The sequence below is a fragment of the Pseudoalteromonas sp. L1 genome (genome assembly GCF_021728095.1).
Classification (GTDB): Bacteria; Pseudomonadota; Gammaproteobacteria; order Enterobacterales; family Alteromonadaceae; genus Pseudoalteromonas.
The window spans coordinates 912,206-933,679 of record NZ_JAKKCT010000001.1; the positions used below are offsets into that span (position 1 = coordinate 912,206).

At 40.4% G+C, this 21,474-nt stretch carries 20 protein-coding genes; 11 read left to right on the top strand and 9 right to left on the bottom strand.

The window, feature by feature from the left end:
- Positions 1-91: 91 nt before the first annotated feature.
- The 4 genes from infA to trxB all read right to left on the bottom strand — a co-directional run bounded on the left by infA (position 92) and on the right by trxB (position 2,868).
- Entirely contained in the window at positions 92-310 is a 219-nt protein-coding gene (gene infA / locus L3V38_RS04280; protein ID WP_002962494.1) for a translation initiation factor IF-1, read from the bottom strand.
- A 90-nt stretch (positions 311-400) separates the two neighbouring features.
- Positions 401-1,105 carry an arginyltransferase gene (locus L3V38_RS04285; protein ID WP_237118490.1) on the bottom strand — a complete coding sequence of 235 codons (705 nt, stop codon included), beginning with the start codon at positions 1,103-1,105 and terminating at the stop codon, positions 401-403.
- Entirely contained in the window at positions 1,098-1,814 is a 717-nt protein-coding gene (gene aat / locus L3V38_RS04290; protein ID WP_130149972.1) for a leucyl/phenylalanyl-tRNA--protein transferase, read from the bottom strand. The genes L3V38_RS04285 and aat overlap by 8 nt, the downstream gene beginning before the upstream one ends.
- Positions 1,815-1,917: 103 nt before the next feature.
- A complete protein-coding gene (gene trxB / locus L3V38_RS04295) occupies positions 1,918-2,868 on the bottom strand; it encodes a thioredoxin-disulfide reductase (RefSeq protein WP_237118491.1) in 951 nt (316 codons plus the stop codon).
- A gap of 358 nt (positions 2,869-3,226) precedes the next feature.
- Between trxB and pssA the strand changes: the two genes are divergently transcribed.
- A complete protein-coding gene (gene pssA, locus L3V38_RS04300; protein ID WP_130149971.1) occupies positions 3,227-4,552 on the top strand; it encodes a CDP-diacylglycerol--serine O-phosphatidyltransferase in 1,326 nt (441 codons plus the stop codon).
- Between the two features lie 65 nt (positions 4,553-4,617).
- Here the strand turns inward: pssA and ald are convergent, their stop codons facing one another.
- Positions 4,618-5,739: an alanine dehydrogenase gene (gene ald, locus L3V38_RS04305; RefSeq protein ID WP_130149970.1), complete on the bottom strand. Its 1,122-nt coding sequence runs from the start codon at positions 5,737-5,739 to the stop codon at positions 4,618-4,620.
- Positions 5,740-5,881: 142 nt separating this feature from the next.
- Between ald and lrp the strand changes: the two genes are divergently transcribed.
- The 6 genes from lrp (at position 5,882) to serS (ending at position 12,657) form a co-directional block, all read left to right on the top strand.
- The gene (gene lrp, locus L3V38_RS04310; RefSeq protein ID WP_062569178.1) at positions 5,882-6,361 is read left to right on the top strand and encodes a leucine-responsive transcriptional regulator Lrp; all 480 of its coding nucleotides are present in this window, start codon (positions 5,882-5,884) and stop codon (positions 6,359-6,361) included.
- 144 nt (positions 6,362-6,505) lie between these two features.
- The gene (locus L3V38_RS04315; protein ID WP_237118492.1) at positions 6,506-8,992 is read left to right on the top strand and encodes a DNA translocase FtsK 4TM domain-containing protein; all 2,487 of its coding nucleotides are present in this window, start codon (positions 6,506-6,508) and stop codon (positions 8,990-8,992) included.
- Positions 8,992-9,618: an outer membrane lipoprotein chaperone LolA gene (gene lolA, locus L3V38_RS04320; protein WP_237118493.1), complete on the top strand. Its 627-nt coding sequence runs from the start codon at positions 8,992-8,994 to the stop codon at positions 9,616-9,618. Before L3V38_RS04315 ends, lolA begins: the two co-directional genes overlap by 1 nt.
- A 3-nt stretch (positions 9,619-9,621) precedes the next feature.
- Positions 9,622-10,959 carry a replication-associated recombination protein A gene (locus L3V38_RS04325; RefSeq protein WP_130149967.1) on the top strand — a complete coding sequence of 446 codons (1,338 nt, stop codon included), beginning with the start codon at positions 9,622-9,624 and terminating at the stop codon, positions 10,957-10,959.
- Positions 10,952-11,338 (top strand): fluoride efflux transporter CrcB, encoded by a 387-nt coding sequence (gene crcB, locus L3V38_RS04330; RefSeq protein ID WP_082389253.1) that lies wholly within the window; start codon positions 10,952-10,954, stop codon positions 11,336-11,338. The genes L3V38_RS04325 and crcB overlap by 8 nt, the downstream gene beginning before the upstream one ends.
- Before the next feature lie 8 nt (positions 11,339-11,346).
- Positions 11,347-12,657 (top strand): serine--tRNA ligase, encoded by a 1,311-nt coding sequence (gene serS / locus L3V38_RS04335; RefSeq protein WP_237118494.1) that lies wholly within the window; start codon positions 11,347-11,349, stop codon positions 12,655-12,657.
- Positions 12,658-12,812: 155 nt separating this feature from the next.
- Here the strand turns inward: serS and L3V38_RS04340 are convergent, their stop codons facing one another.
- On the bottom strand, positions 12,813-14,012 hold the full coding sequence (locus L3V38_RS04340; protein ID WP_237118495.1) for an Nramp family divalent metal transporter: 1,200 nt from the start codon (positions 14,010-14,012) through the stop codon (positions 12,813-12,815).
- Between the two features lie 703 nt (positions 14,013-14,715).
- Here L3V38_RS04340 and L3V38_RS04345 point away from each other — a divergent pair.
- Positions 14,716-15,135 carry an MAPEG family protein gene (locus L3V38_RS04345; protein ID WP_130149962.1) on the top strand — a complete coding sequence of 140 codons (420 nt, stop codon included), beginning with the start codon at positions 14,716-14,718 and terminating at the stop codon, positions 15,133-15,135.
- Between the two features lie 38 nt (positions 15,136-15,173).
- Here the strand turns inward: L3V38_RS04345 and L3V38_RS04350 are convergent, their stop codons facing one another.
- The 3 genes from L3V38_RS04350 to L3V38_RS04360 all read right to left on the bottom strand — a co-directional run bounded on the left by L3V38_RS04350 (position 15,174) and on the right by L3V38_RS04360 (position 19,033).
- Positions 15,174-16,466: an Ig-like domain-containing protein gene (locus tag L3V38_RS04350; RefSeq protein WP_237118496.1), complete on the bottom strand. Its 1,293-nt coding sequence runs from the start codon at positions 16,464-16,466 to the stop codon at positions 15,174-15,176.
- 22 nt (positions 16,467-16,488) lie between these two features.
- Positions 16,489-17,001 carry an outer membrane beta-barrel protein gene (locus tag L3V38_RS04355; protein WP_130149960.1) on the bottom strand — a complete coding sequence of 171 codons (513 nt, stop codon included), beginning with the start codon at positions 16,999-17,001 and terminating at the stop codon, positions 16,489-16,491.
- A gap of 184 nt (positions 17,002-17,185) precedes the next feature.
- A complete protein-coding gene (locus L3V38_RS04360; RefSeq protein WP_237118497.1) occupies positions 17,186-19,033 on the bottom strand; it encodes an ABC transporter ATP-binding protein in 1,848 nt (615 codons plus the stop codon).
- Between the two features lie 153 nt (positions 19,034-19,186).
- Between L3V38_RS04360 and L3V38_RS04365 the strand changes: the two genes are divergently transcribed.
- The 3 genes from L3V38_RS04365 (at position 19,187) to L3V38_RS04375 (ending at position 21,378) form a co-directional block, all read left to right on the top strand.
- A complete protein-coding gene (locus tag L3V38_RS04365) occupies positions 19,187-20,017 on the top strand; it encodes an alpha/beta hydrolase family protein (RefSeq protein WP_237118498.1) in 831 nt (276 codons plus the stop codon).
- Positions 20,018-20,021: 4 nt separating this feature from the next.
- Positions 20,022-20,417, top strand: coding sequence for a VanZ family protein (locus L3V38_RS04370; protein ID WP_130149957.1), 396 nt, complete (start codon positions 20,022-20,024; stop codon positions 20,415-20,417).
- A 61-nt stretch (positions 20,418-20,478) separates the two neighbouring features.
- Positions 20,479-21,378, top strand: coding sequence for a diguanylate cyclase (locus L3V38_RS04375; protein WP_237118499.1), 900 nt, complete (start codon positions 20,479-20,481; stop codon positions 21,376-21,378).
- The last annotated feature ends 96 nt before the right edge of the window (positions 21,379-21,474 follow it).

Here is a 21,474-nt window from a genome sequence, read left to right on the forward strand (position 1 = left end):
TTTAACACCATTTAACAAACGCTTTTAGCTCTTTGTAATAAACACATCTGCTCATTCAAAGCAGCAAAAAGCTAAATCTCTCGTTAACGCACTAGCGAGCACGGAATACGATGCGACCTTTCGATAAATCGTAAGGAGTCATTTCTACGGTTACTTTGTCGCCAGTTAAGATGCGGATGTAGTTTTTGCGCATTTTACCAGAGATATGAGCCACAACAACGTGACCATTTTCTAGCTCAACTCGGAACATTGTATTTGGTAAAGTATCAAGGACTGTCCCTTGCATTTCGATTACGTCTTCTTTCGCCATGTTTAGCGTAACACCTCTTTAATAGTTAAACGCTGCAGATTTTGCCGAAAATACAGCAATAAGTAAAGCTACAGGGCTTAATTTTGTAAATTAAATCGCCAACCACTGATCGCCAATGTGCTTTTGTGCTGGCAAAAATTGGGTTTTATATTTCATTTTATTACATTCGTCGATTTGATAGCCTAAGTAGACAAATTGTTTTTGTTGTTGCTTTGCAAATTCTATTTGGTGCATGATCATTACACTGCCGAGGCTGTACGATTCGTAGTCAGGGTCAAAAAACGTATAAATAGCAGAGACGGCATTATCCATATTATCAGTAACAGCAACTGCAACAAGTTTATCTCCATCACGTAGCTCAATAAATGTGATAGGTAACCACTGACAGAATAAAAAACTTTCGTACTGATTTTGTTCTGGTGGGTACATTGAACCATCTTGATGGCGCTGCGTTATGTATTTGCAGTAAAGAGGGTAATAGTCTGCTCGTTCATACTCACTGTAATTAACAGTGAATACTTTTTGCGCTTTGTTTAATTTACGTTTTTGTGATTTTGAGGGTTGAAACGTCTGTGCAAGCACCCTTATCGAATTACATGCCTTGCACGCTGGACAGTGCGGTCGATAAATTTGATCGCCACTGCGCCTAAATCCTAGCGCGAGTAGTTGTTCAAACTTCTCAGCGCAGTAACAGCTTGGATCAAGAATAACTAACAGTTGTTCTTTTCGGTTTGGTAAATAACTGCAATCAAATTGCTGGCTCAAACCTAGCCTAGTGGGTAAATGCTCAGTCATAAATATTTATCAACTCTTGCGGTTGCCACATGTGCGATGTTGGTACGTATTGTTGGGCTAGTTTAAGTCTAGTTAAAAATTCAGTCCGCGGGATAACTTTTGCACCTAGCGTTATCAGGTAGGGATTTTCAAGTTGGCAATCAATAAAATGTGCATTATGTTTTTTTAACCAATTGACAAGCGCCCACATAGCTAACTTCGAACCATTGGATGTATGATGAAACATTGATTCGCCACAAAATATACCGTTTTGCATAATGCCATAAAGGCCTGCGACCAAATGGTCATCTTGCCAAATTTCAAGGCTATGCGCGACACCTTGATGATGTGCTTCGATGTAGGCATGCATCATTTGTTCAGTGATCCACGTACCTTCGGCATCTAAGCGCTGCTCTCGACAGGCATTAATAACATGTGCAAACGCTTGGTTGACCGTGACGCGAACAGGAGTGCGCTTCAAATGTTTTTTCAAACTTCGGCTCACGTGAAATTCGTCCAACTCGATAACACCACGCATGCTAGGCGACCACCACATAATCGGCTCATAATCACTAAACCATGGAAAGACACCATGTTTGTAAGCATTTTTGATGCGTTCAACGGATAAATCGCCACCAATAGCTAATAAGCCATCTGGCTCGTCAAGCGCAAATTCAGGATTTGGAAAATCGACACCCTCGGCTGAGAGTTGGTATAGTTGCTTGATCATATTGCGTTATCGTTGTTATTTAGCTTAATTTTAACAAAATCTTAGTTATAAAAAAGGGGCTGTTGGTAACAGCCCCTAAATTTGTTGTGTTAGATTAACAAAATTATAGGTTATCTAAGAAACGCTCTGCATCAAGTGCTGCCATACAGCCAGTACCAGCTGATGTGATTGCTTGACGGTAAATGTGATCAGACACATCGCCTGCAGCAAACACGCCCGGGACGCTTGTTTGTGTTGCGTTACCGTTTAAGCCAGATTCAACAACTAAATAGCCGTCTTTCATTTCAAGCTGACCTTCAAACATGTCGGTATTTGGTTTGTGACCAATTGCGATAAATACACCAGCAAGATCAAGGTTTTCTGTTTCTTGTGAATCTGTAGCCTTGATACGGATACCTGTCACACCCATTTCATCGCCTAATACTTCGTCTAAAGTACGGTTATAATGTAAAACTACATTACCGTTCTGTGCTTTCTCTTTTAAGCGATCTGATAAGATTTTTTCACTGCGGAAGCTATCACGACGGTGAATTACATGAACTTCTTCTGCAATATTAGATAAGTATAACGCCTCTTCAACAGCCGTATTACCACCACCAACAACCGCAACCTTTTGACCACGATAAAAGAAACCATCACAGGTTGCACACGCTGAAACACCGCGGCCTTGGAAGTTTGTTTCAGACTCTAAGCCTAAGTATTTTGCAGAAGCACCTGTTGCAATGATAAGCGCGTCACAGGTATACGTACCAGAGTCACCAGTTAATGTGAAAGGGCGTTTAGATACATCTACTTTGTTAATATGATCAAAAACAATTTCTGTTTCAAAGCGCTCAGCATGTTCTTTCATTCGCTCCATTAACGCAGGACCCGTTAGACCATGAGCATCACCAGGCCAGTTTTCAACTTCTGTGGTGGTTGTTAATTGTCCACCCTGTTGAATACCGGTAATAAGAACCGGATTAAGGTTGGCACGGGCAGCGTAAACAGCTGCGGTGTAACCAGCAGGGCCTGAGCCTAAAATGAGAAGTTTACAATGTTTTGCGTTCGTCATGGTTTTTCCTAAATACGTTTTAATACGATTGTTAATGCGCCCGATTCTAAGAAAAACAAGGCGGATGTAAACAAAAGGGCTGATTATTTTTTTGCAGAAATCGCAAAGCTGTCAAATAATCCTTACTTAAAAAAGTATGTATAAACAAATATACGAGTCAAACCAGCAGTACGTACTTATTAAGTAAATACTCTATTAGTAGAGTTTAGAGCTCGGTTTTGGTTATTAAATAATCACAAAGTAATGTATTGCACCAACAAAGTACGTTTATTCATGACCAAGCAATTTTTTTTTGGTATGTTTTAGCTAATTTTGATATTAGCTTACACACAAGAGCTAAACAACCGAACAGGCAACTATGGTATTTTGGCAGGAAAAGCCCGCATTTGGGCTGACTACAGAAGATATAAAAGTCTTAACCAATGCAAAAGAATATCGCAGTGAGTTATTACGACTAATTCGCACAGCGACAAAAAGAATTTATATTACTGCGTTGTACTTGCAAGATGATGAAGCAGGACGTGAAATACTAAGCGCTTTACATGAAGCATCTTTGGCTAATCCCGAATTAGATATAAAGGTGTTGGTAGACTTTCATCGCGCGCAACGAGGTTTAATAGGCGCTGCAAAATCAGAGGGTAACGCCAGCATGTATTGCGACTTTCTCGAAGAGTTTCAATCTAATGTGCAAGTTTATGGTGTGCCAGTTAAGGCAAAAGAGCTATTTGGCGTACTACATTTAAAGGGTTTTGTTATTGATGACACCTTGCTTTACAGCGGAGCAAGCCTAAATAACGTGTACTTACAACAAGATGATAAATATCGCCTTGACCGTTATTTTCTTGTTAATCAAGCAGGCTTATGTAATTCGGTTATTGATTTTATCCATACGTACCTACTTAGTTCTGAAGCTGTCCCGCGTCTCGACTGCCGCCCCTTAACAAAATTTAATGATATAAAAGTTGCGCAAAAGCAGCTCATGCGAGAGCTTAAATCTGCCAGCTATAACAGTGCCAGTGAAGCAAGTTCTGCACAACTGGGGGTTCGGCTATTTTTGGGCCTCGGTCGCCGTAGTAATAAGCTAAACCGCTTAATTAAGTCTTTGTTTGATACGACAGAGCAAGAGTTAGTTCTGTACACACCTTATTTTAATTTTCCTGCGCCGTTACTGCGATCGCTACGTCGATTATTAAAACAAGGTAAACAAGTGACTATTGTGGTAGGCGATAAAACGGCAAATGATTTTTATCTTCCACCCAGTGAGCCATTTAGTAAAATTGGGGCATTACCGTATTTATATGAAACGATTTTATATAAGTTTTTAAAATCTCAAAAGCGTCATATTGTCAATGGCAACTTAAATGTCTATCTGTGGAAGCATGAAAGCAATTCTTTTCATTTGAAGGGAATTTGCAGAGATAATCGTACTCATTTATTGAGTGGTCATAATCTAAACCCTCGTGCGTGGGGATTAGATATCGAGAATGGTATTTTAATTGATGATCCTGAGCAACGAATCTTGCCACAAATTGAGCAAGAGAAAAAAGCCATTTTAACTCACTGTCGTCGACTGACAGGGCCGCAGGACTTAGAAACAATGGACGATTATCCTTTGCCAGTGAAAAAGTTACTTGGGCAAGCTAAGCGTGTAAAGGTCGACTTTATAATCAAACGGTTTATTTAATCCCAGTAATAAACAGGTATAAAAAAAGCAGCGAATTCGCTGCTTTTTTTGTGCCAAAATGCTAATTAAGCATTTTCAACCGCTGTACGTGGGTCAACATATTCCATGTTGAATGCTTCAGCTACTTCTTTATAAGTAACTTGGCCTTTGATCACGTTTAAGCCTTTTAAGAAGTGTGCATCGTCAAGAAGCGCTTTCTTGTAGCCTTTGTTAGCAAGGTTGATGATAAATGGTAATGTCGCGTTGTTAAGTGCGAACGTAGAAGTACGTGGAACAGCACCTGGCATGTTAGCAACACAGTAGTGAACAACGTCATCAACGATGTATGTAGGATCTGCGTGAGTTGTTGCTTTAGATGTTGCGATACAACCACCTTGGTCGATTGCAACGTCAACGATTGCAGAACCAGGTTTCATTGCTTTAATGTGCTCAGCAGTTACAAGTTTAGGCGCAGCTGCACCTGGGATTAATACGCCACCGATTACAAGGTCAGCTTCTAGTACGTGTTTTTCTAACGCGTCAGCAGTAGAGTAGATAGCTTGTACTTTATTACCAAATTGCGCGTCTAGAGCACGAAGTACATCGATATTACGATCAAGTACGACAACGTTAGCACCTAGGCCAACAGCCATCTGCGCTGCACTACGACCAACCATGCCACCGCCGATAACAACAACTTTAGCTGGCTCAACACCTGGTACACCACCAAGTAACATACCACGACCGTGGTTAGATTTCTCTAACGCTTGCGCACCCGCTTGAATAGACATACGGCCAGCAACTTCACTCATAGGAGCAAGAAGTGGTAAACCACCACGTGCATCAGTTACTGTTTCGTAAGCGATACACACAGCACCACTTTTAACTAGGTCTTCAGTTTGTGGAAGATCTGGTGCCAAGTGAAGATAAGTAAATAGAATTTGGTCTTCACGTAACATCGCACGCTCAACAGCTTGTGGCTCTTTTACTTTAACGATCATGTCAGCTTTAGCAAAAACGTCTGCTGCTGTAGGAAGAATTTCAGCGCCTGCAATAACATAGTCTTCATTAGTGAAGCCAATGCCCATACCTGCATCAGTTTCAACAAACACTTGGTGGCCATGGTTTACTAATTCACGAACACTCGCAGGAACCATACCTACACGGTATTCATGGTTTTTAATTTCTTTAGGTACACCAATAATCATAATTTTTCGCCTTAATAGAACGGGATGAAATTTTCGACTATTATATTCATGACAAGGCAGTGTGTCTCACCTTTTTTTATGTATTATCTAGTGATATAATCTAAAATATATTTTTTAATAGTTTAAAACTCTGGTTGGCGCTATGCATCAATTACTCGACAGAATTGACCGTAAAATTTTGATGGAATTGCAGCTTGATGGTCGGATCTCTAACGTAGAACTAGCAAGGCGTGTAGGGCTAAGTGCCACCCCTTGTTTAGAGCGGGTAAAAAAGCTCGAAAGGGAAGGTTATATAGTAGGTTACAAGGCTGTAGTTGACCCTGCTAAGCTTGGGCAAGGTTTGTCTGTTTATGTTGAAGTGACTATTACTAAAACTTCACCTGATGTATTCGAAGAATTTAATGCTGCTGTAAAAAAACACGATGAAATCATTGAGTGCCACTTAGTGTCAGGTAACTTTGACTTTTTATTAAAAACACGTGTTAACGATATGTCAGAGTATCGCAATGTTTTAGGGGATATCTTGTTAAAGCTCCCTAATGTGAGTGAAAGTCGTACTTATGTAGTTATGGAAGAAGTGAAAGGTGAGCAAGGCGTGATTATTCGCCCATATATTGCTTAAGCTGTTAAAATGCAGGTAGAGTAATAAAAACTTGTTCATTATCAGTCCATCATGGTTAAGATAAAGTGCATAAAACGGCATTTCCTGCTAAGGTATTTCACTGCTAACCGATCAGTTGTAAAGAATAATAAGGAATAGGGAGCTATGCGCCTAAATGGTGTTCAAAGACTGCTAGAAACAGGACTAATTATTAGTACCTTTGCAGCAGTATTTATTTTATGTGCATTAATTAGTTTTGATCCGGCCGATCCATCATGGTCGCAAACTGGTGAGTTCGTCAATGTAAAAAATATTACAGGTTCTGCGGGTGCTTGGGTAGCAGATATATTGCTGCTTACATTTGGCTGGTTAGCTTATCTAGTGCCTGCCGCTATCCAATTGTTCGGCTATTTACTGTTTAAACAACCACATCGTATTTTCCAGCTTGACTACACCACATTGTCGTTAAGAGTTATCGGGTTCGCTTTATTTATAACGTCAGCGACAGCAATTAGTAGTATAAATTTTGATGATATTTATAATTTCTCATCTGGCGGGGTAGTGGGGGATATCATTGCCTCAGCGATGATGCCAACGTTTAATTTTACTGGTACTTCGATTCTTTTACTCTGCTTCTTCTTTGCTGGCTTAACACTTTTAACCGGTGTGTCGTGGGTTCAATTTGTTGATTTTGTCGGTAAATGGGTCATGCAAGCTTTCTATTTCTTGCGTGAACAATTATCTGCGTGGTTACATCGAGAAAAAGAGGCTATCAAACCTGTAACAGAGACTGAGTCGGATGCTAACTTTGTTGAGCCAGATAACGAGCCGTCAATCAGCTTTAATAAAGAGAATGAAGCTAAGCAAAAATCATCGAACGAGACTAAAAAGCCAGATAGCGAGTTTGAGGGGTTCGATGAGCTAGATGATATTTTGGATCAAGAAATAGGTTTTAGTGCACTTGATGATGAATCCTTCGACACCGTATCGGCACTGAATGCACTTGACCAAAGTCCTGTAGTAGATGCCGAACCAGAAAAACCGACTACGACAGTCGTATCACCTGCGCGCCCAATGCCCAAGCCAAAGCCTGCGTATCAGCCACCGCCAACGGCGAAAGAAAAATTTGAAGCATTATTAGATGAAGAGCCGCCGGCTAATCCTTTACCGTCACTTGATTTATTAGACCGACCAGATAAAGCGAAGAATCCGTTATCACAAGAAGAGCTTGACGGTATTTCGCGTTTAGTTGAAACCAAACTCCTTGATTTCAATATTCAAGCAGCAGTTGTAGGTGTATACCCAGGCCCTGTTGTTACACGTTTTGAGCTTGATTTGGCGCCGGGTATTAAAGTGGCTAAAATCACTGGCTTAGCTAAAGATTTAGCGCGTTCACTGTCTGCTGTCAGTGTGCGTGTTGTAGAGGTTATTCCGGGTAAAACCTATGTTGGTTTAGAACTGCCAAACAAACATCGTGAAATAGTGCGTCTAAGCGAAGTTATTAACGCACCTAAGTTTGAATCAAATCCATCGCCACTGACTATGGTGCTAGGTAAAGACATTGCAGGTGAGCCTGTTTGTGCTGACCTTGGCAAAATGCCACATTTACTTGTTGCGGGTACCACAGGTTCAGGTAAGTCAGTGGGCGTTAATGTAATGATATTAAGCTTACTGTACAAATCGGGCCCTGATGATGTTCGTATGATCATGATCGACCCGAAAATGCTTGAACTTTCTGTGTACGAAGGCATCCCACATTTATTATGTGAAGTTGTTACCGATATGAAAGAAGCAGCCAATGCATTGCGTTGGTGTGTAGGCGAAATGGAACGTCGTTATAAGCTTATGTCGGCACTTGGGGTACGTAACTTAAAAGGTTATAACCAAAAGGTACGTGATGCCAAAGAAGCGGGTCATCCAATACTCGATCCTCTTTTTAAAGATACCGACGGCATGGCCGATGGCCCTGAAGAGCTAGATAAACTACCAAGCATTGTGGTGGTCATTGACGAATTTGCCGACATGATGATGATCGTGGGTAAAAAAGTGGAAGAGCTGATTGCACGTATCGCGCAAAAAGCCCGTGCTGCCGGTATTCACTTAGTGCTAGCAACACAACGCCCATCGGTTGACGTAATTACAGGTTTGATTAAAGCGAATATTCCAACTCGTATGGCGTTCCAAGTATCAAGTAAAATTGACTCGCGTACTATTTTAGATCAGCAAGGCGCTGAAAACTTACTAGGTATGGGTGACATGCTTTACTTACCGCCAGGTACCAGTGTACCAGTGCGTGTACACGGCGCGTTTGTAGATGACCACGAAGTTCACGCGGTTGTAGACGATTGGAAAAAACGTGGCAAACCAAATTATATCGATGAAATTTTAAGTGGTGATGCCGCAGAGGAAATTTTACTCCCAGGAGAAACCAGTGAAGACGGTGATGAAGAGTCAGATCCGCTTTACGATGAAGCAGTATCATTTGTAATTGAAACTGGCAAAGTGTCGGTATCGAGTGTACAGCGTAAGCTTCGCGTAGGTTATAACCGCGCAGCACGCTTAGTTGAACAAATGGAAACATCAGGCATTGTTAGCGCACCAGGACACAACGGTGCCCGCGAAGTCTTAGTGCCAAATGGTGGAGCAAATTAATGAAAAAATTTAAATACCTAGCCTTAGTTGTGGGCTGTTTATTAAGCGGTCAAAGTTTTGCAGATGACAGCGAAGCGTTGCAACAACAACTGGCTGCGATTAAAAGTTTTAAAGCAGAGTTTTCACAGCAAGTGACCGATTCGCAAGGTGAAGCTATTATGCAAGGTGAGGGGAATATTGCCCTTCAGCAGCCTATGATGATCCGCTGGCAACAACAAAGCCCAGACGATACCTTGTTTGTATCAAATGGCGATAAAACGTATTACTTCGACAGCTTTGCTGAGCAAGTTACCATTATGAATACCCACAGCCTGATTGATTCAACACCATTTGTGTTGTTGACCTCAAAAGATCCAGAGCAATGGGCTAAATACCAAGTTGTGGCAACCGATGCTGGCTTTAGTGTCACGCCAAACAAAGGCGTTGAGAGCCAAGTTGAAAAGTTAGACATTAGCTTTAATGCCAAAGAGCAAGGCCTAGCATCACTAACGGTATTAGATACTTCAGGCCAGCAATCTTTATTTACCTTTAAGGATGCCAAGGTAAACGAAACACTAGCAACTCAAACCTTTGAATTTACTATTCCTGACGGCGTTGAAGTTGACGACCAAAGCCAAGGTGATTAAGGCTTGAGTAACCTCGGATTTAACTTTGGACCTGATGTGCGCCCACTTGCGGCGCGCATGCGACCCGAAACACTCAATGACTACATAGGTCAGCAGCACCTATTAAGCCCCGATAAACCTCTTTACCAAGCGATTCTTGCAGGTCGCTGCCACAGTCTTATTCTGTGGGGACCACCTGGCGTTGGAAAAACTACATTAGCACAGATTATTGCTAACCATGCCGATGCCAGCCTTATTCAAATGTCGGCAGTCACAGCGGGTGTAAAAGATATTCGTGAGGCAGTAAGCGAAGCGAAAGCAAATCTTGCCGGGCGAGGGCAACGCACCTTATTGTTTGTCGACGAAGTGCACCGCTTTAATAAATCTCAGCAAGATGCATTTTTACCACATATCGAAGACGGTACCTTTATTTTTGTTGGTGCAACCACTGAAAACCCATCATTTGCACTTAATAACGCGATATTATCTCGTGCCCGTGTTTATGTATTAAAAGCACTTGAGCAAGCCGACTTATTTACCGTCATTGAGCGCGCCTTACGTGAAGACGTAGAGCTCAGCCAAAAACACATTGACATTGCCGAAAACGCTAAACAAGCCCTTTGCCAAGCAAGTGATGGCGATGCGCGTAAAGTGCTTAACTTGTTAGAACAAGCGGTTGATTTAACCACAGAGCAGCAGGGCAAATATCTTGTTGATCAACATGTTTTAAGCCAAGTGCTACCAACACATTTAGCCAAGTATGACAAAGGCGGCGATGAGTTTTACGACTTGATTTCAGCGTTTCACAAGTCAGTGCGTGGAAGTTCACCTGATGGTGCCTTATATTGGTATTGCCGTATTCTAGCTGGTGGCGGTGACCCGCTTTATGTGGCAAGGCGCTTATTAGCGATTGCCACAGAAGATATTGGCAATGCCGACCCACGAGCTATGGAAGTCGCACTCAATGCGTGGGATATTTTTCAACGTGTTGGCCCAAGTGAAGGTGAGCGCGCTATAGCACAAGCCACCATTTATTTAGCCAGTGCGCCGAAAAGTAACGCTGTGTATATGGCGTTTAACCAAGCGCTGCAAGATGCTAAAAATGAGCCGAGTCATCCGGTGCCAGAGCATTTACGTAATGCACCAACTAGCTTAATGAAAGACTTGGGTTATGGCGCTGAATATCGTTATGCGCACAATGAAGAAGGTGCATTTGCTGCAGGTGAAAAGTATTTCCCTGAGGCAATTAATGATCGCCAGTATTACTTTCCAACTGATCGCGGCCTTGAACAAAAAATTAAACAAAAGCTGGAATATTTAACTCAGCGCAACGAGCAAAGTGATATTAAACGTTATGAATAGTTTGAAACTTTACATGATGATTGCAATGGGCGGTGCTTCAGGGGCGTGTTTACGCTATTTTCTTAGCGAAACCATGCTAAAACTGCTCGGTAGGGGATTCCCTTTTGGCACGTTGACAGTTAATATTCTTGGTTCATTGTTAATGGGCATTTTATACGGCTTGATTGAAAAAGAAATAATCGCTGTTAGCCCCGCTAAAACCTTAATTGGTATTGGCTTTTTAGGTGCATTGACCACCTTTTCAACATTCTCAATGGATTCGTTGTTGCTGTTGCAACAAGGTCACTTTTTTAAAATGGCCCTCAATATCACCTTAAACGTGGTGGTGTGTATATTTATGGCTTGGCTGGGCCTTCAGCTGGTAATGCAAAAAGGTTAAAAACTAACATGTTAGATTCTAAATATTTACGTCAAGATATCGAACAAGCGGCTGCACGTTTAGCATCACGCGGTTACGAACTTGATACTGCAGCGGTAACTGCACTTGAAGAAAAACGCAAAACATTACAAGTAAAAACGCAAGAACTTCAAAGTGAGCGTAACGCAAGTTCCAAAGCTATCGGCCAAGCAAAAGCGAAAGGCGAGCACGAAAAAGCACAACAGCTGCTTGATTCAGTAAGTAACCTTGGTGATCAACTAGACAGCGTTAAAGCTGAGCAAGACGCAGTACTTGAAGAGCTTAAGCAAATTGCACTTGCTATTCCAAACCTACCTGATGAGTCAGTACCAGTAGGTGAAGACGAAGACCAAAACGTTGAAATCTCAACCTGGGGTACGCCTAAGTCATACGACTTTGAAGTAAAAGATCACGTTGATGTTGGTCAAGACGTAAATGGCCTAGATTTTGAAATGGGCGTTAAAATTAGTGGCGCACGCTTTACCGTTATGCGCGGTCAAGTTGCACGTATGCACCGTGCTCTTACGCAGTTCATGCTGGATACGCACACAGACAAAAACGGCTATACAGAAATGTATGTGCCTTACCTTGTTAATAGCGCAAGCTTATACGGTACAAGCCAATTACCTAAGTTTGCTGGTGACTTATTCCACACCTTAGGTTTAGTGGATGACGACGGTCAGCAACAACCTGGTTTTAGCTTAATTCCTACAGCTGAAGTACCGCTTACGAACAGTGCTCGCGACGAAATTTACGACGAAAGCGACTTACCAATTCGTTTAACAGCGCATACGCCTTGTTTCCGTAGTGAAGCAGGTAGCTATGGCCGTGATACACGTGGTCTTATTCGTCAACACCAATTCGACAAAGTTGAATTAGTACAACTAGTAAAGCCTGAAGATTCAATGCAAGCGCTAGAAGAGCTTACAGGTCACGCTGAGCAAATCTTACAAGCATTAGAACTTCCTTACCGTAAAGTGATTTTATGTACGGGTGATATGGGCTTTGGCGCAGCAAAAACTTACGATTTAGAAGTATGGTTACCTGCACAAAACACCTATCGTGAAATCTCATCATGTTCAAACATGGTTGATTTCCAAGCGCGTCGTATGCAAGCGCGTTTCCGTCGTCAGGGCGAGAAAAAGCCAGAGCTACTTCATACACTAAATGGTTCAGGTTTAGCTGTTGGTCGTACATTGGTAGCAATCTTAGAGAACAACCAGCAAGCTGATGGTTCAATTGTTATACCAGAAGTATTACGCCCATACATGGGTGGCTTAGAAGTGATTGGTAAAGCCTAAGCTTATTAGCTTAAAGCCTTAAAAATAAGAAAGCCGTTGTTTTATGAGCAACGGCTTTTTTTATAAAAGTATACTAAAAATCATACAGGGTAATCTGAATCGTGTTTATTAAGACAAGTTAAAACCGCAGATTATAAACCTGCGGCTATAAATCCTTAAAAAATCAAGCTAAACAACTTGATACTACTCAGTCCAAAAATAAGTACAAGTACGGGTAATGTCACTAGGTTTACTAGCATAGAGTTGGTGTAATCTCCCATTACAGTTTTTTGATTGACTAGCCATACCAAATACGTCGTTACAATAGGTAGCAGGAGGCCATTAGCTGCTTGTGCAAAAATAATAACAGCGACAGGATCAAGACCGAGTGAAGCAACAAATGCACCAAACAGTAAAATAGTAATTGCAACAAGTTTAAAACGCGTGTTACTCATTTGTGTTGACCAGCCAAGCATACCGCACACAGCATAAGCGCCTGCTAGAGGGGCGGTTATAGCACTTGTTAGGCCTGCTGCGCACAAACCAAGTGCGAAGAAGTAGTGAGCCATTGAACCTAATAAAGGTTCGAGTTGTACGGCCATGTTAGCTGCAGATATTTTGCCAGCTTCAGTACCATAAAAAGCCACGGAAGCAGTCGATAAAATTGCTAAGGTGATCACACCACCAAGGGTGATCGATATACCAGTATCAAGATTTGTTTCTTTTATTACTTTTTGCATGTCATTATTTTTATCATGTTTTTCGGCAAGGACACCGGAGTGCAAAAATAAATTATAGGGCACAATTGTCGTGCCAATTAATGCCAGTACAGTTGTGATTGATTCGTATGGTAGGCTTGGAATGAAGCCTTTTAAAATCGCCGTTAAAGACGGTGCAGCCATTACTAAAGTTGATATAAACACTATACTCATTAGTACAACGAGAACAATTAATGCGCCTTCTATTACCTTATGTTTACCTGTATATAAAAGTACAGCACTTAGAATTGCTATCAGTGGAGTCCATAATAATGGACTCACAGAAGGAACAATTTCTTGCAGACCCAAACTTGCACCTGTCAAATTACCCGCTTCATAAGCTGCACTACCAATACCTATGGCGCTGATCACTAAAATAGCTGCTAAAGCTTTAAAAACGGGTGTTTGAATCGTTGTTCTTAAAGCTGATGCTAAGTCATGCCCAGTTGCTACACCTAAGCGAGCAGCCATTGATTGAAGTAGAATGGTGGCAATAACAGAGAAAAGTAACGTCCATATCAAAGCAAAACCAAAATTAGCACCGGCTACACTTGCAGTGGTGATGGTGCCTGGGCCGATAAAGGCGGCAGTGACAAGAAGTCCTGGTCCTAAGCGCATAAAAAACCTTTTATTATTAGAATGTTGTTTTATTAAGGTGAAAAGTACCAAAAAACAAATGTTCAACAGATTGAACCAAAGGGTATAGGGACTAAAGAGCAGGGTAAAGTAAAATAGGTGAACAGTTACAACTTTCTTTTATGGAAGTATTACATAACGTAGGTAGATTCATCGTGATTTTAATGTAGTTGAGTGTTGTATTTTTATCAGTGGTTTAGCAAAATAAAAAACAGCAAATCACACTTGCTGAGAATACCCACTTTGATATAGGTTCAATTTTAAAATAGTATTGGCAAGGGTTTTTTACAACACAAAACTACCGATCACAACTCATCTTATTGCTAGAGAAAGATATACTCAGTAACAAGCGCATTTCCTACGATGGATCAAACGGTTACAGCTATGCGCTATTCAAGCATCTACCTGATAAAAACGTATTTACTTTTCTTGCCACCACCAATAATTGTGACGACTATCAACAACAATTATTTGAGCAACTTGATGCATATTGATTAATCAAATAGTGCATCAAGGATAGACAATCACCACTAAAAGGTTATTTAACGAGTATGAAAAGTTTATACATAACCAAGTAAATTGTAGATTGAAATATATTTTATTTATTAAAAAGGTATATTATTCAATGAGTTATTTTGGTTTGTTTTTTGCTTCCATTGTTTAGACTACTTTGAAGGAGCAATAAATGACCGAATTATCGTTAACTGTATATTTTGCGTTCTACGCATATCTCATAATGCTGCTGATTCAATGGTTGGTGGCAACTGTTTCAAAGGCAAAACGAGCGGGGGCAATCCCTGGCAAGCTTGAACCTGAATTGAGCCATGAGAGTTTCACATTTCGTGCCCATCGCACTTTTATGAATACATTGGAAAATAGCCCCTTATTTATAGGGACTTTGTTGCTCGCTTTTACACTGAACCTCACTAGTGGTGTCTTTGCCGTGTGCGTATGGTTGTATGTGGTAGCAAGAGCAGTACATATGATGCTTTATTACTCGATAGCCACTGAGAAAAATCCAAGCCCACGTAGCTATTTCTTCTTAATTGGCTTGGTATCTAATATTACAATGCTAGTACTGGTAGGAATACGTCTACTATATTAATAGAGAAGGGCTCTTTAGTAAAAGAGCCCTATTTATGGTCACTCGATGTTAATGAGGGTGCTGCTTACCTGCGAGTCATATGTCACAGTGATAACTGCGGTACCTAAATTATTAGCCTTACTCGTTACTCTAAAAGCCGCCTGCTGAGTACCAGGGTTGATTAGTTTGGCTGTTATTAAGTTGCTATCATTCGTGCTCCAAGTAGCAAACTCAGTAACATTTAAAGACTGAGGGCTTGAATTGTAATTTGCTGTTAATTGCAAATCTAATGTCTCTGATGATGAGATTGTATATTCGCTATTGCCTTCGTTTATCTGAATAGAATTGAGATCGTCATTACCTTCTATCACCAATGTCGCTATTTTTTGTTTTGGACCACACGAACCAATTAACTGCGTTATGCCTGGTTTTAAAGCTAAAATAGTTGCATTGTCACCCTCATCAGTACTGATATTTTCTGAAAGTCCAACTAAGCCTGCATTGATCACAGACCAATTGACACTCGGGTTGATATTTACAGCTTGCTCAGAAACACTTTCATCATAAGTTGCTTGCGCAGCGAGTTGGATTTGTTCGCCAACATTCAGTGTGATCTCATCCACTGTTTCTTCCGCAACAATTAGATTTAAACTTTCTAAATTGACAGGATCTGCAGTAACAACCAACTCTCCTGAAACATTATTGATTGTTCCAGTAACAGTTGTGTTTTCTATGTCTGCAGCAGAGGTATAAATGATGCCTTGGTTATTTATTCTAGCTGTGGAGTCTTCATCAATACTAAAATTAACACCTCTAATACTATTTTGGGCGATATACCCATCAGCATAGGTAATATCAGCCGATATTCTAGCAGGCATACAGGTGTTAATGCTCCCTGATGCTGGCGCTATTTGTTTTAACGAAATTGACGAGGCTGCCACATCACTGATAGAAATTTCCTCTTCATCAAAAATATCGTTAATAGTGGTTGCCGTTATGGTTAACAGCCCCTGGCTAGAGTCAGCATTTTTTAGAGCTGTTAGGAGCCCGCTACTACTTATTTTCGCGATGCTTTCATCACTTGTTTGCCAAGTTAACTCGTCAGTAATATCTCTCGAATCGCCGTTGCTATCAATACCGGTTGCAATTAATTGATGCGTTTCACCCGCTTTGAGTCGAACCTGACTATTTTCAATGCTGACGGTCTCAATAATAGTGCCATTTTCGCGAAGCTTTTCTAGCTCAACTTCTTTTGCTAGTTTTGATGAGTCAGTCTCTGAGCCGCAACCTAGAATTGAAGTGACAATAAGAGCAACAGTTGACAGCTTTGTAATGTTCGATATTTTTTTCATGGAATTCCTTTTGACTGACTACTTAAAATTGATAGGTGAAACCTAGCGTTACACCACTGATGTCAACATCATCGCCTTCAAACAAAGACTGGTAAGCAAGTCTTACATGTGTATTTTTAATGTAAGGCACTTCTTGATGTATTGCGACGCCCCATGCAAAACCATCGTAGTCATAGTCGGTAGGAAGCTCTTGGGAAGTTGAAGTTACTTTCATTTGAGTTTTCGCATAGCCCAATGAAACATCTAGGCCAAAACCATTGACGATATTTGATTGCATTACAAAATAAAGACCAACACTTTTATCAATATCGAAATTTATATTGTAGATATCATCATCATTACTTGAAACGAGGTATTGAGCTTCAAATGCCATATTTTTGTTACTTACCCCAGCTCTTAAAAAAGTGGCTGTTGGTTTGGCACTTTCGCTGCTGATCTCAATATCACTGAGCATGTAATCAACACCGAAGTAGGGCGTGTCAGCCTGCGAAGAGAAAGAGGCTGTGAGAATTAAAAGCGAGAATAAATGTTTCATAATCCATTATTTTGTGTTTATTTTAGGCGCAATGGTAACGCTTTGTAGTGACTCAAGCAAGCGAGCTTTACTTTATATATGTAGACTCGTTGATGTATGATTAAGCGAATTGGTATAACGAACATCTAAACTTTGGCTGCGGAGCGAAAAAATTTAGATGTTCATATAAAAAACGCTGATAGAGCTACTCTACACCAATAAAACCACCGGTTTGATGTGACCAAAGTGCAGCGTAAATCCCCCCTTTTTGGATTAGTTCCTCATGAGAGCCTTGTTCAACTACGCCGCCTTCATCAAGTACAATAAGTCTATCCATTTGTGCAATTGTTGATAAACGGTGGGCTATGGCAATAACCGTTTTGCCAGTCATTAAGTCATCTAGGCTTGTTTGTATAGCTGCTTCTACCTCTGAGTCTAAAGCACTGGTTGCCTCATCTAAAATAAGAATAGGGGCATCTTTTAATAACACACGGGCTATAGCGATACGTTGACGCTGTCCACCAGAAAGCTTAACACCGCGTTCACCGACTTGTGCAGCAAAACCTTTATTGCCTTTGCTGTCTTCTAAGTCTTCAATAAACTCAATTGCTTTTGCTTGTTTTGCTGCTGCTAGCATTTCTTGCTCAGAGGCATCAGGTCGTCCATAGAGGATATTATCTTTGACTGAACGATGTAATAAGGACGTATCTTGTGTGACCATCGCAATATGTTTGCGTAAGCTTTCCTGACTTACGTTGGCGATGTTTTTGCCATCAATACTAATTGAGCCTGAATCAACATCATAAAAGCGTAGTAACAGATTGACGAGTGTGGATTTCCCCGCACCAGAGCGGCCAACTAAACCTATTTTCTCGCCAGGCTTGATAGTAAGGTTTAATCCATTGATAACAGGGCCTCTGTGGGTTTCATTCGCCGCTTTTCCATAGTTAAACTGTACTGAATCAAACGTAATCTCACCTTGCGTTACAGCTAATGTTTCTGCGTTTGGTTTATCATCGACATCAATAGGTGTTGATAGGGTTTTCATGCCATCAGCTACTGTACCAATATTCTCAAATAAGCTACTGATCTCCCACATAATCCATTGAGCCATGCCATTTAAGCGAAGTGATAAGCTCACAGCAATAGCAATTGCCCCCACTGATATTGCACTAATCGACCATAGGTACAGCGACAAAGCAGCAATACTAAATACAAGAAGGTAGTTTAGTGTATTGATTGAAAAGTTTAGGCTCGTTACTAAGCGCATTTGTTGATAAACAGGCTGTAAAAATACATCCATACTATCTTTGGCATATTGTTCTTCGCGTTGTGTGTATGAGAACAATTTGATGGTGGAGATATTCGTATAGCTATCTACCACTCGACCGGTCATTTCCGAACGAGCATCAGCTTGTGAACTCGCGATCTTTTTTAATCGTGGTACAAAGTACATTTGTATAGCGGCATAAAAGAGTAACCACACTAATAACGGGATCATTAGGCGCCAATCTGAGTCTGCAACTAGAAACACCATAGCGCCAAAGTAAACAACAATGTACATCAACACATCGAGTAGCTTCATGACAGATTCACGCACTGCCAGTGATGTTTGCATCACTTTCGTTGCTATTCGTCCGGCAAACTCATTTTGGTAAAAACCGATACTTTGTCGCAGCAAATAACGGTGTGCTAACCAACGGATCGACATAGGGTAATTACCAAGCAAGGCTTGGTGTAAAATTGCAGAGTGAAAAAAAACGACGATTGGCAAAACAATCAATAATACGACAGCCATTTTTATTAACTCTGACTTTTGTTGGTCAAATAATGTCTCTGGAGTGTATTGGCCTAACCAGTCAACTAGTTGCCCCATGTAGCTAAAGAGCGACACCTCTAAAATAGCCAAAGCTGCAGCACTTAGAGACATCAGTATCAGTGATAACTCCATGCCTCGAGTATAATGGCGGCAAAATGCAAATAACGTATTGGGTGGCTGGGAAGGCTGCTCTTTTGGAAATGGATTTATCATCCGTTCAAATAAACGATACATACACGACACTTTTCAAAGTAAGATTGCCTAACTATATCACTGAGCAGAATTTTTAGCAGTTGATTTACCTAAAAAACTATTAAAATACATCATGATTCAATTGTTTACATATCTTAATTGCCATGGAACTATAATAAGAAAAAGGAACTCACCATGAAAAAACTGCTTAGCTTATTTGCACTCATGATTAGCTTACCTATAAGTGCTTATCAAACAGACACTTTCACCTTTAAAGGTAATAAGACCGCGATAGAAAAACCGCTGACAATTACTTTACCTGAAAACTACGAAGAGTCTAAAACCTACAATGTTGTTTACGTATTACATGGTTTTAGTGGTAATCACACTGACTGGACAAAGCTCACTAATATTGAACAACTTGCTGACCAGTATAATGTTATCGTTGTTAATCCTGATGGTAACTTTGGCTCTTGGTATTTAGATTCAGAGGTCGACAAAACATCGCAATATGAAACATATATTGCTGAAGACGTTGTAAACTATATTGATTCTAATTATTCGACTAATCGGTCTAAAACTGGCCGAGCAATTACAGGGTTATCGATGGGTGGCTTTGGCGCGCTGCATATTGCGATTAATCATCCCCATCGGTTTGCAGCCGTATCGGCGATGTCTGCGGGGGTTGATGTAAGACCTTTCAGTGCAGAGTTTGATCTTACTAAGGTGCTTGGTAATTATGCAGAAAATCAAGCAAGGTGGGATAGCATCGCGATAGTTAATAACCTTCATAAAATTGCAGCAGGTAATACAGCATGGAAAAAAAGCGCTGACAATCTTCCTATCATGCTCGATATTGGTGTTGATGACTTTTTTATTCAGCAAAATCGAGCTTTGCATCAAGCGATGTTAAAACTGCGTATTCGACATGATTATATTGAACGTCCAGGGATTCATGATTGGCATTATTGGAATAAAGTCATTCCCTATCAGTTTTTGTTTTTAACTTCTCATATGGCACCGTAACCACATGTTTCAACGTTTTCTTGTTCTATTAGCAATTGGTTTTTTTGGGTTTATCGGTTGGGTCATTTATCTTGCTAATACAGGTCAAAAATCGGTGTTTTTTGATTTAGTTGCTGCAATACCTTATGGCGATAAGCTAGGGCATTTTTTCTTGTTTGGATTGCTCACACTATTTATAAATTTAGCGTTTAAGTTCAAAGCCAGTGTTATTGGGGGGGTTAAAATATATTGGGCTGCTTTAATTGTATTTACTTTTGTCTTCTTGGAGGAGTTCAGTCAATACTTTATTGCCACGCGTTCTTTTGATCTCGTTGATTTACTCGCGGATTTAAGCGGCATTGTATTTTTCTGTATCGTATCTACTTTTTTATCAAAAAAGTTGTACCCAACTAATACTTAATTGCTCAGTTACTTGCTCGGTTTAGGCTATACTCATTTTATAGTCAGCTTGAAAGTCGCTTATGAAGAAAGAAACGCCTGAATACTTGTCTGATATTATTGAGCTTTTATTAGATGCTGTTTGTGTGGTAGACGCAAAGGGCTGCTTGCTTTTTACTAACCCTGCTTTTGAAACTATCTTTGGTTACACGCTTGAAGAAGCTATCGGTAGAAATATGTTAGATTTTGTCTACCCAGAAGACAGAGCTAAAACTATCAATGCTATTAATCAAATTGTTATAAATAATCAGCAACCACGTTTTGAAAACAGGTGGGTTAGAAAAGATGGCCGTATTGTGCATGTTTTATGGTCAGTGTATTGGTCTGAAGAAAAACAAGTCAGGGTGGCCATTGCTTATGATATTACCGAGCAAAAGAATCTCGAACAAAAACTGATTTATATGGCAGGTCATGATCCATTGACAGATTTACCTAATCGCAGCTTTTTAATTTCAGAGCTAGAAGAGTCATTATCTGTTGCTAATACAATATCGACAATTATCGCTGTCCTCTTTATTGACATAGATGGGTTTAAGCAAGTAAATGATTTTCATGGTCACGCAGCGGGTGACAAGCTATTAAAAACAGTTGCGAAACGTCTTCGTCACCAACTTAAAAAAGAAGATAGTGTAGGGCGTTTGGGGGGAGATGAGTTTGTTGTTATTTTAAACAGCATTAGTAATAAGCAAGATGTTGTTGAAATCGTTGACTTATTACGTCAAGAGATTTGTAAACCTCTTGAATATAATAATGAGTTTCTAAGTTACTCGCCAAGCATTGGTGCAGTTTTATTCCCCGAGCATTATGGTGATGCTGAGTATTTAATTCAATGTGCTGATAAGGCGATGTATAATGCAAAAAACTCAGGTGGCAATCGAGTCATTTTTTATCACAGCGGGATAAAACTCCCCAGTGTAAAATAGCCAGAGTAGTTTTAGAAAAAACGACCATTTAGGCTGATAAATCTTAGTATCGGCCTCATACTAAATTTAGTTTACCAATTGTTTTAACCTAATAAT